Source organism: Azoarcus sp. Soil_N_20, from assembly GCF_057656155.1.
The window spans coordinates 386881-403627 of sequence record NZ_JBDGKX010000002.1; the positions used below are offsets into that span (position 1 = coordinate 386881).

Sequence of the window (16747 nt, forward strand, 5' to 3'; positions counted from 1 at the left end):
GAAGCCGCCCTGCGGCCTTCGGCACGGGTGGGGCACGCGCTCGGGCAGTTTCCCGCCGACGGTTTTTCTTGCCGGATGGAGATTATGTTTTTCCATCGGCCGGCGAGTCGTCGACTGACTAAAATTTGTAGATGTAGTCCGAAAGGATCAAGGCTGATGTCCAACAAAGCAGGGGGCCGCCGCGGTCCCACCCGCACACCGCTCTCGGAAGCCGCCCGTGCCGCGGCGCAGACCGCACTTGCCGGCGAGGCGCCGCGCGCCGACCGTTTGATCGAGTATCTGCATCGCATGCAGGACGCCCACGGCGCACTGTACGCCGAACACCTCGCCGCGCTGGCCGAAGCGATGAAGCTCGCCCAGGCCGAGGTGTACGAGGTCGCCACCTTCTATCACCATTTCGACGTCGTCGCCGCGGGGGAGACACCGCCGCCGCGACTCACGGTGCGGGTGTGCGATTCGCTCACCTGTGCCATGTACGGCGGCGCCGAGTTGGCCGTCACTCTGGAGGGGCGCCTGGGCAAGGAGGTCAGGGTGCAGCGCGTGCCCTGCGTGGGGCGCTGCGACTGTGCGCCGGTGGCGGTGGTCGGACAGAACCCGGTGGTGCATGCCGATGCCGACAAGGTGGCGGCCGTGGTCGTGGCCAACGAACGCACCGAACCCGCCCCCGACATCATCGACTTCGACGCCTACCGGGCGGCCGGCGGCTATCGCCTGTACGAAGCCATCGGCCGTGGCGAGCACAGTGCCGAGGACATCCTCACCGCGCTCGATACCGCGATCCTGCGCGGCCTGGGCGGCGCGGGATTTCCCGCGGCACGCAAGTGGCGCTCGGTGATGGCGCAGCCGGCACCGCGCAACATGGCGGTGAACATCGACGAGGGCGAACCCGGCACCTTCAAGGACCGCCACTACCTCGGCAGCGACCCGCATCGCTTCATCGAAGGCATGCTGATCGCGGCCCGCATCGTCGGCGTCGCCGCGATCTGGATCTACATCCGCGACGAGTATCCGGCGCTGCGCCGCATGCTCTGCGCCGAACTCGACAAGGTTCGCGCCGCCTGGCCCGACCTGCCCCCGATCGAGGTGCGCCGTGGCGCCGGCGCCTATATCTGCGGTGAAGAGTCGGCGATGATCGAATCGATCGAGGGCAAGCGCGGCATGCCGCGGCTGCGTCCGCCCTATGTGGCGGAAGTGGGGGTGTTCGGCCGGCCGACGCTGGTGCATAACCCGGAAACCCTGTGGTGGGTGCGCGACATCGTCGACACCAGCCTGGTGCAGGGCAACGACTGGCTCGACAAGCGTGGCCGCAACGGTCGCCACGGTCTGCGCAGTTTCTCGGTCAGCGGCCGCGTCGTGAAGCCGGGCGTGGTGGTGACCGACGCCGGCATCACGCTGCGCGAACTGGTCGACGAGCACTGCGGCGGCATGCTTCCGGGGCACGAACTCTACGGCTACTTTCCCGGCGGCGCCTCGGGCGGCATCCTGCCGGCGAGCCTGGCCGACGTGCCGCTCGACTTCGACACGCTGGCGCCCTATGGCTGTTTCATCGGTTCGGCGGCGATCGTGGTGTTCTCGCAGCACGACCGAGCCCGCCTGCTGGCCGAGAACGCGATGCACTTTTTCGCCCATGAGTCCTGTGGCCAGTGCACACCGTGCCGGGTCGGCACCGCCAAGGCGGCGGGTCTGATGGCCGCGCCCGCCTGGGACGCGGATCTGCTCGGCGAACTCGGCAGCGCGATGATGGACGCCTCGATCTGCGGCCTCGGCCAGGCCGCGCCCAACCCGGTCCGTTCGGTGCTGCGCTATTTCCCGCACGAAGTCGGTGCCGACGCAAATGCCCTGCAAGTGAAGGAGGGTGCAGCATGACTCAAGCAGTCCTGACCCCGGCAACGCCGAACCCCGTGTCCGCCGATGGTGCAGCGGATGTCATCACTTTCGAACTCGACGGACGCCGCGTCGACGCCGCACCGGGTGAAACCATCCTGCGCGCCGCACGCCGTGCCGGCGTCGACATTCCGCACCTGTGCTACACCGACGGTCTGCGTGCCGATGGCAACTGCCGCGCCTGCGTGGTCGAGATTGATGGCGAACGGGTGCTCGCGCCGTCCTGCTGCCGGACGCCGAAGCCGGGCATGAAGGTGCAGGCCGCAAGCGCACGTGCCCGCGCCTCGCAGCGCATGGTGCTAGAACTGCTGCGTGCCGACGTGCCGGTCGAGACCGAGAAGGCAGACTCCGAACTCGCCCACTGGTGCGAGCAGCTCGGTGTCACCGCCAGCCGCTTTGCTCCGCGCGCACAGCCGGCCGCGGACGCGAGCCACCCCGGCATCGCGGTGAACCTCGCCGCCTGCATCCAGTGCACCCGGTGCGTACGCGCCTGCCGCGAGATCCAGGTGAACGACGTCATTGGCTACGCCCACCGCGGCGAGGCCTCGAAGATCGTGTTCGACCTCGACGTGGCCATGGGTACCTCCACCTGTGTCGGTTGCGGCGAATGTGTGCAGGCCTGTCCGACCGGCGCGCTGCTGCCGGCGGTGGCGCGGGCGGCCGAATCGGCGCCCGTGGTGCCGGCCCCGGTCCGCGAAACCACGGCGGCTGCCGCGTCCTACATCCCCACCCGCCAGATCGACTCGCTGTGTCCGTACTGCGGTGTCGGCTGCCAGGTCACCTATCATGTGGCGGGCGAAGGTGCGGCCCAGAAGATCGTTTTCGCCGAAGGCCGTGACGGCCCCGCCAACGCCGGGCGCCTGTGCGTGAAGGGGCGTTACGGTTTCAGCTACAGCCGCAACCGTGAACGCCTCACCGTGCCGCTGATCCGCAAACCGGGCATCCCCAAGGGCGTGAACCTCGACCCGGCCAACCCGCTCGCCGCCTTTCGCGAGGCGAGCTGGGACGAGGCGCTCGATGTTGCCGCCGGCGGCCTCGCCCGGATCAAGCGCGACCACGGCCCGCACGCGCTGGCCGGCTTCGGCTCGGCCAAGGGCAGCAACGAGGAAGCCTATCTGTTCCAGAAGCTGGTGCGGACCGGCTTCGGCACCCACAACGTCGACCACTGCACCCGGCTGTGCCACGCCTCGTCGGTCGCGGCGCTGCTCGAAGGCATCGGCTCGGGTGCGGTCTCCAACCCGGTGCGCGACGTCGAGTTTGCCGACCTGATGATCGTCATCGGCGCCAACCCGGCGGCCAACCATCCGGTGGCGGCGAGCTTCATCAAGAACGCCGCCGAACGCGGCGCCAGGCTGGTGATGATGGATCCGCGCGAAACCCCGCTCGCGCGCCATGCGTGGCGCAGCCTGCAGTTCCGCGCAGACGCCGATGTCGCGTTGCTGCTGTCGATGGCCTGCGTGATTATCGAGGAAGGCCTCACCGACGCCGATTTCATCGCCCGCCGCACCGAAGGCTTCGACGCTTTCCGCGACGGCGCGCTCAACTACCCGCCCGAACGCATGGCGGCGATCACCGGGATTGCCGCCGAAACCGTGCGCGAAGTCGCGCGCGCCTACGCCCGCGGCCCCAACAGCATCATCTTCTGGGGCATGGGCATCTCCCAGCACACCCACGGCACCGACAACGCGCGCTGCCTGATTGCGCTGGCACTGATGACCGGCCAGATCGGCCGCCCCGGGACCGGGCTGCATCCGCTGCGCGGGCAGAACAACGTGCAGGGCGCGTCCGACGCGGGCCTGATCCCGATGATGCTGCCCGACTACCAGAAGGTGGCCGACCCCGAAGTGCGCGAACGCTTCGAGGCGCTGTGGGGCACGAAGCTGCCGACCGAACCCGGTCTCACCGTGGTCGAGATCATGGATGCGGCGTGCGCCGGCCGCATCCGCGGCATGTACATCGAGGGTGAGAACCCGGCGATGTCCGATCCCGATCTGGACCATGCCCGTGACGGTCTCGCCAAGCTGGAGCATCTGGTGGTGCAGGACATCTTCCTCACCGAAACCGCGATGCTTGCCGACGTGGTGCTGCCCGCGTCCAGCCTGTACGAGAAGACCGGAAGTTTCACCAATACCGATCGCCTGGTGCAACTCGCCCGCCCGGTGCTGCCACTACCGGGTGACGCGCGCCAGGACGGCTGGATCATCCAGGAGATCGCCAAGCGGCTGGGCCTGGACTGGCACTACGCCGGGCCGCACGAAGTCTTCGCCGAACTCGCCCAGGCGATGCCCAGCTACGCCGGCATCACCTGGGCCGCGCTCGAAGAGGTGGGCGCGGTGGTGGCACCGAAGATGGCGGTGGACGAGCCCTCGCAACCGGTGCTGTTCGATCACGACTTTCCGACCGCGAGCGGCCGCGGCCGGTTCGTGGCGGTGAGTCCGCTGCCGGCGGCCGAGCTGCCCGATGCCGACTACCCGATGGTGCTGATCACCGGGCGCGTGCTCGAACACTGGCACACCGGGAGCATGACGCGCCGCGCCGATGTGCTCGACGCGCTCGATCCGACCCCATGGTGCGGCATGCATCCGGCAGACCTGGCGGCGCTCGGAGCGGAACACGGCGCGCGCGTGGTGCTGGAGACGCGGCGCGGTCGCATCGCGCTCGAGGCCCGCGCCGACGAAGGGGTGCAGCGCGGCTCGGTGTTCATGGCCTTCTGCTATGTCGAGGCCGCCGCCAACCTGCTCACCCAGCCGGCGCTCGACCCCATCGGCAAGATCCCGGAGTTCAAGTACTGCGCGCTCAGAGTCCATGTTGATGAACACGAGTACTCGTCTTGAGGTATGGCGTCAATAAGTGAAACCGGGTGATTCTCCGGATATGAGATATGGATTGTGAGATATCTCACGTTTGACTCAAATCAGGTGGCAATGCCACCTGATTTGGTTTGATCGCGGCGAAGGCGATGTCTATAACTCGAATACCCGCACCTCGTAACGGGCTCCAAGAACCCGGCAACGCGAGTGTGGCCAACAGGAGGAGGGAAGGACGCCCGCCAGCGCCGATCGCGTCGGACACCATGTCTACGGTATCCGCGGGCGGTCATGGGCAATTCGCATCGTTCTTCCTGCTGAGTAGATGATATCGACCTGAGGTCGTCGGCTTATGCTAGGACGAAGGGGTTTGCTGCTCGACGGAACGGGCGCTGCACGCGCTGCACTTGAAGGTTTGCGGCTTCCCGGGTGGGACTTTCAGGTCGCCTCCACATTGGACGGGGCGCGCAAGGTGTTGGGGAGTGGCGCGCCGTCGGTGGGACTGGTGGCGTTCGATCGTTCGGATTCGTGGCCGGCGCGTGACATCGAGGCCTTGCTGTCGCGCTACGATGTCGAATGGATTGCCATCCTGCAACGCGGTTTGCTCGACAGTCCGACGCTCGCGCCGCTGCTGCGACGCAATTTCTACGATTTTCATTCGCTGCCGCTGGAGCATGAGCGGCTGTTGATGACGCTCGGTCACGCCTATGGCAAGGCCAGTCTGAGCCCGCGCGCCGAGATTCGCCCGGCGGAGGACGGACGCTTCGGCATGACCGGGCGCAGTCCGAAGATGGTCACGCTCTACCGCCAGATCGAGAAGATCGTCACTGTGGATGCGCCGGTGCTCATCGGCGGCGAATCGGGCACCGGCAAGGAACTCGTCGCCCATGCCATCCACAAGTATTCCCCGCGCGCAAGCGGGCCTTTCATCGCGATGAACTGCGGCGCCATCCCGGCCAATCTCATCCACTCCGAGCTTTTCGGCTATGAGCGCGGGGCCTTCACCGGCGCAAATCAGCGCAAGATCGGCAATATTGAAGCCGCCAACAACGGGGTGCTGTTCCTCGACGAGATCGGTGATCTGCCGATGGACCTGCAGGCCAGCCTGCTGCGCTTCCTGCAGGAAAAGACCATCGTCCGGGTCGGCGGCACCGAGCGCCTGCGCATGAATGTGCGGGTGGTCGCCGCGACCCATGTGGATCTCAAGCTCGCGGTCGCCGAGGGGCGTTTCCGCGACGATCTCTATTACCGCCTCAACGTGCTGCACCTCGCGGTGCCGGCGCTGCGCGAGCGCCCGGACGACATCGAGTTGCTGGCGCAGACCATCTATGCCGCCAATCAGGATCAGCGCAGCCCGCAGGTCCGGGGCTTCAGCGCCGAGGCTTACCAGGCCATGGTGGCCTACCCGTGGCCGGGCAACGTGCGCGAGCTCATCAATCGCGTGCAGCATGCCATGATCATGACCGAGAACCGCTTCATCAGCGCCGCCGATCTCGGCCTGCCGCCGGCACACGAGCAGGTGGCGATGCCGACGCTCGAGGAGGTGCGTTCGACCGTGGAGCGCGAAGTGATCGAATCCAGCCTCAAGCTCTATCAGAACAATGTGTCGGAAACGGCACGCAAGCTCGGGGTGTCCCGGGTCACGCTGTATCGGTTGATCGAGCGCTTGAAAATTGTCTTGTAGCTGAATGGTGGCGCCTGGCGCCGTTCTATCCGGGAGGGGATATGAAGTTCAAGCCGACACCGGTCGTGCAGGCCATGGGGCAGGGCCTTGCCGGTCTCATGATGATTGCCGTTGCACCCGGCCTCGTACTGGCGGCGGAACAGGAGGCCGACGCCCCCGACATGATCCGCATGCAGCAGCAGATCAGTGCGCAGAGCAGACAGATCGACGTACTCAAGGCCGAGCTGGCACGCCAGGAGTCGGCGCTGAACGAGTTGCGCCGCGCACTGGGAGTCGGCGAGATTCGCGGACGGGGAACGGAGGCCGGCGCCGGTAGCGGCGCGGCGCCGGTCGTCGTGGCCCAGCAGCCGCAGGCGCAGCAGACGCCGGCCCAGCAACCGGTCGGTCAGGCGCCGTCGCCCTCGCGCGCCGCCCGTGAGCGCGAGATGGCCACCGTCGGGTTCGAGCAGCCCGGGATCCTGACCGCACCGGGCAAATGGGTCGTCGAACCGTCGCTGCAGTACGCCTATTCGTCGAGCAATCGCATCGCGCTGGTCGGCTACACGGTGATCCCCGCGATCCTCATCGGTCTGATCGATGTCCGCGAGGTCAAGCGCAATACCTTCACCGCCGCGCTGACCGTGCGCCGCGGCATCACCAACCGCTTCGAGATGGAAGCGAAGATACCCTGGGTCTATCGCTCGGATACCAGCATCAGCCGCGAGATTTTCCAGGGTTCGGCCGTGGATTCGGTATTCGATGCGGACGGCCGCGGTCTGGGCGACGTCGAGATCTCCGGGCGCTACCAGATCAACGATGGTGGTGGCGACAGTCCCTACTACATCGCCTCGCTGCGCTTCAAGACCCGCACCGGCAAGGATCCGTTCGAGGTCGAGACCAACAGAACCCTGCCTGGCGGTCGCGGCACCGGCCTGCAGACGGAGTTGCCCACCGGGTCCGGTTTCTATACCTTCACCCCGGGCCTGACCGTGCTGATTCCGTCGGATCCGGCGGTGTTCTTCGGTGGCGTCAGTTACCAGTACAGCATCAAGCGCAGCAATGTGAAGGCCAACACCGACGGCGAAGACATCCTCATCGGCGATGTCGCCCCCGGGGGGGTGATCGGGTTCAACTTCGGCATGGGCTTGGCGCTCAACGACCGATCCTCGTTCAGCATCGGCTATGACCACCAGTCGGTCGGCAAGGTGAAGATCAACGGCAGCACCGCTCCAGGATCGGTCCGGGTCGAACTGGGCACGCTGTTGCTGGGCTACTCGCACCGGTTGAATTCGGGGAATCTGCTGTCGCTTTCGCTCGGGGTGGGGGTGACCCGCGATACGCCCGATCTGCAGCTCACGCTGCGTGCGCCGTTCTCGTTGTAGCTTTCTTCGGCCGGAGCCGTCTCGCGGCGCCGGCGTATGTGTCCGGCGCCGCTGTCATTCCGGCGGCGGGATCAGCGCATCAGCGAATGCACCATCGCGTCGCGCATGGACTGACCCATCTGACCGCTGCGCAGCATCTCCATGCTATTCACGGTGGCGTTGATGGTGGTGATCGCCCGGATGTTCTGGTTGTCGAGCGAGTTCTGGATGACGGTCGCGAGCGCGCCGGCATTGAGGGCGTTGCCCACGAAGGTGTTGTTCGGGCCGTTCTGGATGACGGCGACCGTGGACCCCGCGGGCAGCCCTCGACCGCTCAACTGACCCAGATCGGCGAGGTTGACCGTGGTCACGCTGGCGAGCACACCATTGACGAACACCGCACGCTCGATGCCGAACGAAACGCGCAGCCCGGATGGGGCTTCAAAGCCGCCGCGCAGCGTATCGAGATCGGTATCGGCCATTGCGGGGGCTTCGGCAAGCCGGATCGGACGCAGGGGGCCTACCGAGCTGGCGCGGTCGGGCTGGCGCAGGTCGCGAACGGTGTGTGTTTTCGGCTGAGCCAGGGGGCGCGTTTCGCCAACGTCGATCCGCGTCGCATCGGCCGTGTAGGCGCGCCCGTGCTCACCCACGGCCACGACCGGGGCCGGCGCGTCCGCGGGAACGATGGCGGGGATGTCTCCATAGGCATCGATGATGCGATTGAGCTGATCGTCGTGTGCCAGCACTTCTTCGGTGTTTCTGGAAACCGGACGAATGATCGCTTCCACCACTTCGACCCCTGCTGACAGCGGTCTTGTCGATACCGGTCGGATGCTTGCTTCCACGACTTCCACGATCGCAACAACGGGCTCGATGGCCGAATCCTCCGTCCTTGCGGCCAGCGCAAGTCCGTGCGGCGTGCAGGTTCCGTTCTGATCCAGCGGCCAGTCGGCGAGCGTCAGCAACTCGGCCGGTGGGGTCTCGCCAGGTGCGCAATGCCTGGGGCTGAAGCCCTGTCGGGTGGCCACGCCGGTGCCGTCCATCACGCTGCGGATTCCGTCGCCGGACACCCCTGCCGACAAGTAGGCTTCGTCCTCGACCAGCGCCTGAACGATGCCGGCACTCAGGGTGGAGAACATCGTGATCAACAGGGTCGCCTGGGACTTGTTCATTGCGCGCCTGCCTCTATTGATCCCACGGGCCACGGCGCAGCAACTGCACGTCGACCATGTTGCGGTCCAGACCACGCGCCAGCGGAGCGCGCGGCAGGATGCGCCAGTCCGATTCCTCGTTGAACCGCGCCAGGTCGACACGGTTGCGGGCGACGAGCAGGATGCCGTTGATCCAGATTTGTTCGAACCTGCTCCGCGGCATGGCCCGGGTTCCCAGTGCGGGGTCGCCGAGCAGCACCTTGTCGGTACGCAGTCCCTTGACGACGACGAAATGCGCGTAGCCGTTCTCACGGATCAGCGCGATTGCTGGAACGCCGGCTGCAGCGAGTTGGTCGAGCGACGCCTGGATGCCATCGGCGCGCAAGCCGAGCCGGTCGAGATAGCGCTTCATGTCGAGCATCGAAAAGCCCTCGCGACGGATCTTGTCGCGGTCGCCCTGTTCGAACATGACCTGGAACACCTGTGCTTCATTCACCTTATAGTCGTAGTGGTGGGTGAGCAGGGTCGCGACCGCCGCCGAACCGCAACTGAAGTCGTACTGCTGACGCAGCGTGGACACGAAGCGGGCGCTTTTCAGGCTGACCGTGGGGATGGTCAGTTGCCCGCCGAGTGGCGCAATCATCCGCAGATCATCGGATAAAGCCGTCGTGGCGAAGAATCCGTGCCCCATCGCCACGACGGTAAGCAAAACGCGACGCAGTGCGCAGCGTTTCATCGTCAACCTCCCCTTACTGGACCTCGACGTTGAGGATCACCGCGTTCTGGATCAGCACCCCGTTGCCGGAATTCTGAATGAACATCGGCATCCCGGAGGCGCCTGCCAGCACACCGTCCGATACGACGTTGTGCCCGGTCACGACGTTGTGCGCCTCCACTTCGCTGACCGAGCCGATGGCGCGGATCTCGCTCAAATGAAGGTCCGAGCCGCCGCGTTGCTCGGCGAGCACCTCTGCGTCTATAAGCCTGCCCAGCTCGACGGTGGCCGGGTTGGTCTCCTCTGCATGCACCGACGCAGGCGAACTGCAAGTCATCGCCAGTGCAATACCCAGGGCGATCATGGACAAATGGGGTCTCATGGTCTGCCTCCTACAGCGCTTGCTGCATGGATGCCGGGCGACAGGTCGCCCGGCATCGGCTACACAGGCTTACCTGACGTTCAGGTTGGCCTGCACGTTGGCACTCTGCTGCACCAGGGAACCGATCCCGGTGTTCTGGGCATTGATGATGATGCCCGCGCTATTGGCCAGGCTGCCGCCGCTGATGGAGTTGGACATGTTGAACTCGCCGGCGTCGAGGGCGATCGAGCCGCCCGCACCGCCTGCCCCACCGGAGCCGCCCGCACCGGCACCACCGGTTGCATTGCCGGCGGTGTTGGTACCACCCGAGCCGCCTGCGCCGCCGGTGCCGCCCTGGCCGGTGCCACCCGCGCCGCCGCTGCCGCCGGTGGCTGCGCCGCCAGTCGCCGCACCACTGGACGCGGTGCTGGTGCCGCCGGTTCCGTTGCCGCCGGTCGCGCCACCGCTGGTCGCGGCTCCGCCTGCGGCGCCGTCGCCGGCGGTGTTGGTGGCCATGCCGCCCTCACCGCCGGTGGCTGCGCTGTCGCCCGAGGTGGCCGTCGCGCTGGAACTTGCCGCGCCGCCAGCCGAACTTGCGGTCTGCGTGTTGCTGCCGCCGCTTGCGGTTGCCGCGCCGGTGGTGCCACCGGTCGAGGTTGCCGCACCGCCGGTACCGCCTGCGCCACCGCTCGAATCCGGGGCGTTGCTGGCGGAGGCGGTATCGTCACCCCTGCCGCGTGCCTGGGCGGTGGCATCGGCCGACATGGCAGACGAACTGCCGTTGGCGTCGCCGGTATCGGCGCCGCTGCCGCCGGCCCTGCTGCCCGCCCGTGCGCCGCCGTTGAAGCCGAGCGACGCGGCAACACTGGTGCCGCCGGTGGCGCTGGCAGTGGCCGTAGCCTCACCTGTCGATGCAGTGGCGTCGCCGCCACGGCCGCCCCTGGCATCACCCGCCCGTCCGCCTTCGCCCCCTGCGCCTGCGGTCACGGAGCCGGTATCTGCATTGCCAGCCGTCGCATCGTTGCCGCCGGCGCGGGCTCTGCCGCTGTCCGCATCGCCGCCTTGCGCCTGTGCACCGTTCCCCCCGTTGCCACCATTGCCGCCATCGGCATATCCGCCGTCGTCGCCGTTGGCACCACGGGCGTTGCCACCGGTGGCCATCCCGCCCACGCCACCGTGGCCCATGCCACCCGCGCCACCATTGGCGTTGCCATGGTTCATCACGTGGTTGCCGAGGCCACTCACCGAAATCCCGCTCACCGTGCCCTCGAGCATGCTCGATGCCACTGCGGACGTCGTGTTGAACGAGTCGCTCATCGCGGACGATGCGCTCGCACCGTTGTTCGCCGCCGCATTGCCCCAGTCGCCTGCCGTCGCCATGCCGTCGTTGTTGCGGTTGTCGCCCGTACTCTTGTCATTGGCCTGGTCGGAGTTGTTGCGGTTGTCCGAATTGTTGCTGTTGTCGGAATTGTTGCTGTTGTCCGAGTTGTCGCTGTTGTCGGAATTGTTGCTGCTGTCCGATAAGCTGCTGGAGTCCCAGGTCGCGGTTGCATATTCATTGGCCTGCGGGCCGGTACCACCCTGCGTCGACGTTGCCGTTGCGGTCTGGTTGTTGGTGTCCGTTGCCTCGGTGGCGGTATTGGTCGGGTTCGCCATCGCCTGGGTGGCGACGCCGAAAGCAAGTGCGATTGCACTCGATAGCAGACTGATCTTCATGACTTCCTCCTCTGGTGCAGTGTGAGGGCGGGGCCCAACGTCCCACCTCAACAGCCCTCCTCGCAACTCTCGTACCAGCGGCCCAGAAGACGCGTACTTGCTGGGTTCTAATAATGCTTATGGAATATTCCGCGTTTGTCTGGTCGTGTCCCGGGGGGAGAAGTGTCAAGTTCTGTTACAGGCGGCAGCGATGGCATACCGACCCTGGGCGCCCGAAATCGCGGAGACGGCACTGACCGCCCGGGATGCAGGGCAGAGGCGGGACGAGCCGGAGGGTGTATCACGGCTGATACAGTCCCGTGCACCGGTTCCCAGAATGGTGCAGTGCAATCGGGGCAGATCGCCCCGCGCGACTCAGGCCGCGGTCAGCGGCCAGAACATCGGGATCAGCACGCTGGCGCTGATCCACACGATCAGGTTGAGCGGGATCCCGAGGCGGGCGAAGTCGGTGAACTTGTAGTTGCCCGCGCTGTACACGAGCGTATTGGTCTGATAGCCGATCGGGGTGGCGAAGCTCGCGCTGGCGGCAAACATCACGCCGACCACGAAAGGTCGCGGGTCCACGCCGAGGTGCTGGGCGATACCGATCACGATCGGGGTGAACAGCACCGCGACCGCGTTGTTGCTGATGAACTCGGTGGCGATCGAGGTGAGCAGGATCACCAGCGACAGCATCATCCAGGGCGACAGCCCGCCGCCGACATTGGCCAGTGCGCTGGCCAGCAGCTTGTCCAGTCCGGAGTTCTGCATCGCGATGCTGATCGCGAGCATGCCGAAGATCAGCATCAGGATCGGCCATTCGATCGACTTGTAGGCCTCGTCCGCGCGCAGACAGCCGGTGGCGACCACGATCGCGGCACCGATGATCGCCAGACCTTCGATCGGCATCACATTGAACGCCGCCAGCAGCATCACGCCGGCGATGGTGGCGAGCGCGATCGGTGCCTTGCCCTGATTGTTGACCGGCGCCTTGCCATCGGTGATCGCGAACAGGTCGCCGTTGTCGCAGAAGCGCTTGATCTGGGCCGGCGTGCCTTCGACCAGCAACACGTCGCCGAACTGGAGCTGGAAGTCGTCGCCGATGTCGGCGATGGAGGCGTTCTTGCGGTGGACCGCGATCAGATGGATGCCGTAGCGTGCGGCGAGGTCGAGGTCGCGGATCGGGCGCAACACGTAACGCGAGGTCTGGCCGACGATCGCCTCCACCATCACCACGCCGCGCCGGCGCAGGGTCTCCAGGTCGTGAGGGTCGGCGCTCTGGCCCTGCAGGCCGACCAGATCGGTGCTGCTGCGCAGGTCCATCATTGCGCTGCTGCGGCTGTGCACGACAACGCGGTCGCCGACCATCAGGGTGGTGTCGGGCGCCGGGGCCGAGATCTCGTCGTCGCCGCGGAACAGGTTCAGGACCTTGATCGTGCCGTTCGAAAGGCGCGCTTCCTTGAGCGTGCGTCCGGCGAGGCGAGAACCCTCGGGTACGAAGAGTTCGGTCATGAACAGGCGGTCGCCGCTGCCGGTGAACTGCTGAGTCAGGGTTTCGCGGACCGGCAGCAGGCGCTGCGCGAGCCAGAACATGAAGCCACAGCCGATCAGGGCCATCGCGATCGCCGGGGCGCTGATCTCGAACATGCGGAACGGAGCCAGGCCGTAGGTGCGGGCGACGCCATCGACCAGGATGTTGGTCGAGGTGCCGACCATGGTGATCATGCCGCCGAGGATGGTGGCGTAGGACAGCGGAATCAGCAGGCGCGACGGCGCCACGTTGTAGCGGCTGGCCATCGCGATCACCGCCGGAATCATCACCATCACCACCGGAGTGTTGTTGATGAAGGGCGATACCAGCAAGCCGACGGCGAGCATCGCCAACAGCAGACGGCGCTCGCTGTGCCCGGCCATCGCGCCCAGCCACTCGCCCAGGCGATCCACGCAGCCGGTCTTGCTCAGCGCACCGCTGATAATGAACAGACAGGCAATCGTGATCGGCGCGCTGTTGCTGAACACACTGAGCACCTCCCGCGGGCTGACCAGCCCCAGTGCCAGCAGCAGCGCCACCACGCTCATCACGGCAACGTCGGGCTTGAGCCACTCGCGCACGAAGGCCGCGAACAGGCCGATCAGCGCAAGGCCGACGATCGGGGCGTGGAGTGACTCGGGGACCAGCATGACGCTCACAGAAAAAGGGGATTCGGGAGCGTTACGTTACCGCAGTGCGGAAAGACTTCAAAAGAATAAAAAGTTCAGTTGATATGCCTTTCAGTGTTATTTCAAGGCGTCCGGGACCGGGCCGCGGCGTGCGGGCGCATATCCCGATCGGGCTCACACCGTGAGCCGTGGACCGTCACTGCAGGCCCTGCGCGGTTGTTGTCGAATGTCGGCCGGCGCATACTCCAAGGCCCTCCCGGTATGGCAGGTCTGCGGTGTTCCAGCCTATACAGCCCATTGCAGCAGCGGTTCCTGCCCGTGTCTCAGCGCATACACGATCCGTCCGCCGGTTCCGGGTTCCGTCACGGGGCTGGTTCGGTCCGGGTTTATCGGTGTGCGGCGTCGCCTTGCGTTTGTCGGCGAACGGGAAGGGTGGAGGCAGCACCCGGATGTCCCGCCTCGTCGCGTTGCTTGCCGTCGGGCTGCTGTTGGCCTCGAGCCAGCTCGCACGAGCCCAGCGCGTCGCCGTCGATATCGGGCACACGCTGGCTGCACCGGGCGCGACCAGTGCCAGGGGCCGTGGCGAGTATTTCTTCAACCGCGAGCTCGCCCACCATCTGGTGGCGGCCCTGCGTGAGCGGGGAGTGTCGGTGCAGCTGATCAATCCGGATGGAATGATTGCCAGCCTGCGCGAGCGTCCCGCCCAGGCTGCGCAGCACGGTGCCGATCTGCTGATTTCGCTCCATCACGATTCGGTTTCCGCGCACGAGCTCGTGCCGTGGACGTGGGACGGCGAACCCCGTGACTACAACGACGATTTTGCCGGGCATTCGGTTTTCGTCTCGCGCGAGAATCCAGCGCTTGCGCGCAGCGAACTCTGTGCCCGCGTGGTCGGGGCCCGGCTGCAACGCCTCGGTTTCGTTCCCACCCACAAGAATGCACGCCGCAGGCCCTATGCCGACGCCCTCCACGCCGTGCATTACTACGACGGCCTGGCGGTGCTGCGCCACGCCACGATGCCCGCGCTGCTGTTCGAAGCCGGCGTGGTCAAGAACCGCGACGAAGAGCTGCTGCTCGTCGACCCGGTCCGCCAGGCCCGCATGGCCGATGGCATCGCCACCGCCATCGCTGCCTGCCTGCGCGTACCGCCGCCCGGGCAATGACGGTCCGGGTGCGATCGCGCTTCCGCCGCGTGGAGGCCGGTCCGGGACTCCCCCGTCCTTAGTAGGCGTTGCGGTCCTTCACCACCACCAGCGCGGTCTTGATGATGATCCACAGGTCCAGGCTCAGCGACCAGTTACGCAGGTACTCGAGGTCGAACTCGATGCGTTTTTCCATCTTGTCGACGGTCTCGGTTTCGCCGCGATAGCCATTGACCTGCGCCCAGCCGGTAATACCGGGTTTGACCTTGTGGCGCACCATGTAGCCCTTGATCAGCTTGCGGTAGGTCTCGTTATGCGCCACCGCGTGGGGACGGGGGCCGACAATGCTCATGCGGCCCTGCAGCACATTCACGAACTGCGGTAATTCGTCGAGCGAGGTCCGGCGGATGAAGGCGCCGAAGCGGGTGATGCGCTGGTCGTCCCTGGTGGCCTGTTTCACCACCGTGCCATTGTCGGTCGAAGTCATCGAGCGGAACTTGTAGACCAGGATCTCCTTGCCATCCAGCCCATAGCGGCGCTGTTTGAAGATCACCGGACCGGGCGACGACAATTTCACCCCGGCCGCCAGTACGGTCATGACCGGCGTCAGCATCAACAGAATCAGCAGCGACAGCACGATGTCCGAGAAGCGCTTGACCACGCCGCTGAAGCCGGTAAAGGGGGTTTCGCACACGGCAACCACGGGCACGCCACCCACTTCGTTCATCCGACCCTGGATGAGGTCGGTGATGAAGATGTCGGGAACGAAATAGATCGAGGCCGTTGTGTCCTTCAGGTCATCCAGCAGCGACAGGATGCGGGGCTGCGCCGCCATCGGCAGCGCGAGGTAGATCGCTTCGACGTGGTTGCTCTTCACGAATTCCGCGAGATCTGCAAGCCGCCCGAGGATGGGAATGCTGTTCGAATCGAGCAGGCGGTCGCCGCTGCGGTCGTCGAACAGGGCCATGACGCGAAGACCCAGATAGGGGTTGCTGTGTAATTGCTGAATCAGTTGCATCCCGACTTCGTTGACGCCGACCACGACTGCGGGGTGCTGGTTGTGCTGGAGCGCAATGACCCGGGGCGCGGTGTAGCGCACCAGCAGGCGGGCGCCGAGGAGGGCGACGGGGGTGGTCGCCGCCCAGGTGAGCAACATCTGCTGCGGAAAGGAAAAGAGGTAGCCGCTGGCATAGCCGAAGCCGCCGAGGACGCAGACGAACAGCAACCAGTTCATCACCACCTTGCGCACTTCCCGTCGTGGCGGGTCGTTCAGGGTGAGGTTGCCGGGAAAGCTCAGGGCGAATGCGAGCACCGCGAGGATCACATAAGGCGGCGACACGCTCTCGCCAAATCCGGCCATGCAGGCCGCCAATATCCCGACGATCACCAACGGATCGAGAAACGCGCCCAGCACACCCATCAGCGTAAAGCCGGGGCGGATGAAATTGGTCTGACGGTCCAGAGTGCTGAGCATGTGGGGAAGATACCCAATATTTGTGCTGCGAAGCAATATTGGCGCATTTATATCACCGCAATCGCCGCATCGGTGTCGATGGTAACAATTTCCCTACAATATGAATGACAAAGGTCTTTCCGATAGTTGTATCTGAAAGTAAAAACAAGTAACGAAAACATATAAATACACAAAATTCCGCGTTGGCAGGCGCACCATGTTGGTATATGTTACGCATCGTCGTGGTGCAGTTACTACACTGAATGCCTTATCGGAAAATTCTTATCCGACATAGGGCTGGTCGATATTCAGCAATAAATACTGCAATGCAGCATCAAGAGCGGCGAGTATCGCT

11 protein-coding genes are annotated in these 16747 nt (G+C 65.6%); 5 read left to right on the forward strand and 6 right to left on the reverse strand.

The features are described from left to right. Positions 1–156: 156 nt before the first annotated feature. From AC3A35_RS06345 to AC3A35_RS06360, 4 genes are all read left to right on the forward strand, one after another. Positions 157–1866: an NAD(P)H-dependent oxidoreductase subunit E gene (locus tag AC3A35_RS06345; RefSeq protein ID WP_487435111.1), complete on the forward strand. Its 1710-nt coding sequence runs from the start codon at positions 157–159 to the stop codon at positions 1864–1866. Continuing rightward, positions 1863–4718: a formate dehydrogenase subunit alpha gene (gene fdhF / locus AC3A35_RS06350; protein WP_487435112.1), complete on the forward strand. Its 2856-nt coding sequence runs from the start codon at positions 1863–1865 to the stop codon at positions 4716–4718. Before AC3A35_RS06345 ends, fdhF begins: the two co-directional genes overlap by 4 nt. 325 nt (positions 4719–5043) lie before the next feature. Beyond that, complete coding sequence (locus AC3A35_RS06355; RefSeq protein WP_487435113.1) at positions 5044–6375, forward strand: sigma-54 dependent transcriptional regulator; 1332 nt, start codon at positions 5044–5046, stop codon at positions 6373–6375. 41 nt (positions 6376–6416) lie between these two features. Continuing rightward, positions 6417–7736, forward strand: a complete 1320-nt coding sequence (locus AC3A35_RS06360; RefSeq protein ID WP_487435114.1) for an acetate kinase — start codon at positions 6417–6419, stop codon at positions 7734–7736. A gap of 71 nt (positions 7737–7807) precedes the next feature. On the opposite strand, the gene AC3A35_RS06365 is transcribed toward AC3A35_RS06360, so the two are convergent. From AC3A35_RS06365 to AC3A35_RS06385, 5 genes are all read right to left on the reverse strand, one after another. Beyond that, entirely contained in the window at positions 7808–8887 is a 1080-nt protein-coding gene (locus AC3A35_RS06365) for a hypothetical protein (RefSeq protein ID WP_487435115.1), read from the reverse strand. Between the two features lie 13 nt (positions 8888–8900). Then, complete coding sequence (locus AC3A35_RS06370; protein WP_487435116.1) at positions 8901–9602, reverse strand: C39 family peptidase; 702 nt, start codon at positions 9600–9602, stop codon at positions 8901–8903. A gap of 13 nt (positions 9603–9615) precedes the next feature. Beyond that, positions 9616–9945 carry a hypothetical protein gene (locus AC3A35_RS06375; protein ID WP_487435376.1) on the reverse strand — a complete coding sequence of 110 codons (330 nt, stop codon included), beginning with the start codon at positions 9943–9945 and terminating at the stop codon, positions 9616–9618. 87 nt (positions 9946–10032) lie between these two features. Further along, a complete protein-coding gene (locus AC3A35_RS06380; protein ID WP_487435117.1) occupies positions 10033–11658 on the reverse strand; it encodes a hypothetical protein in 1626 nt (541 codons plus the stop codon). Between the two features lie 354 nt (positions 11659–12012). Next, positions 12013–13818, reverse strand: coding sequence for an SLC13 family permease (locus tag AC3A35_RS06385; RefSeq protein WP_487435118.1), 1806 nt, complete (start codon positions 13816–13818; stop codon positions 12013–12015). A 428-nt stretch (positions 13819–14246) separates the two neighbouring features. On the opposite strand from AC3A35_RS06385, the gene AC3A35_RS06390 reads away from it, so the two are divergent. Then, positions 14247–14960: an N-acetylmuramoyl-L-alanine amidase gene (locus AC3A35_RS06390; protein WP_487435120.1), complete on the forward strand. Its 714-nt coding sequence runs from the start codon at positions 14247–14249 to the stop codon at positions 14958–14960. 58 nt (positions 14961–15018) lie between these two features. On the opposite strand, the gene AC3A35_RS06395 is transcribed toward AC3A35_RS06390, so the two are convergent. Next, the gene (locus AC3A35_RS06395) at positions 15019–16413 is read right to left on the reverse strand and encodes an undecaprenyl-phosphate glucose phosphotransferase (protein ID WP_487435121.1); all 1395 of its coding nucleotides are present in this window, start codon (positions 16411–16413) and stop codon (positions 15019–15021) included. Positions 16414–16747: the final 334 nt, after the last annotated feature.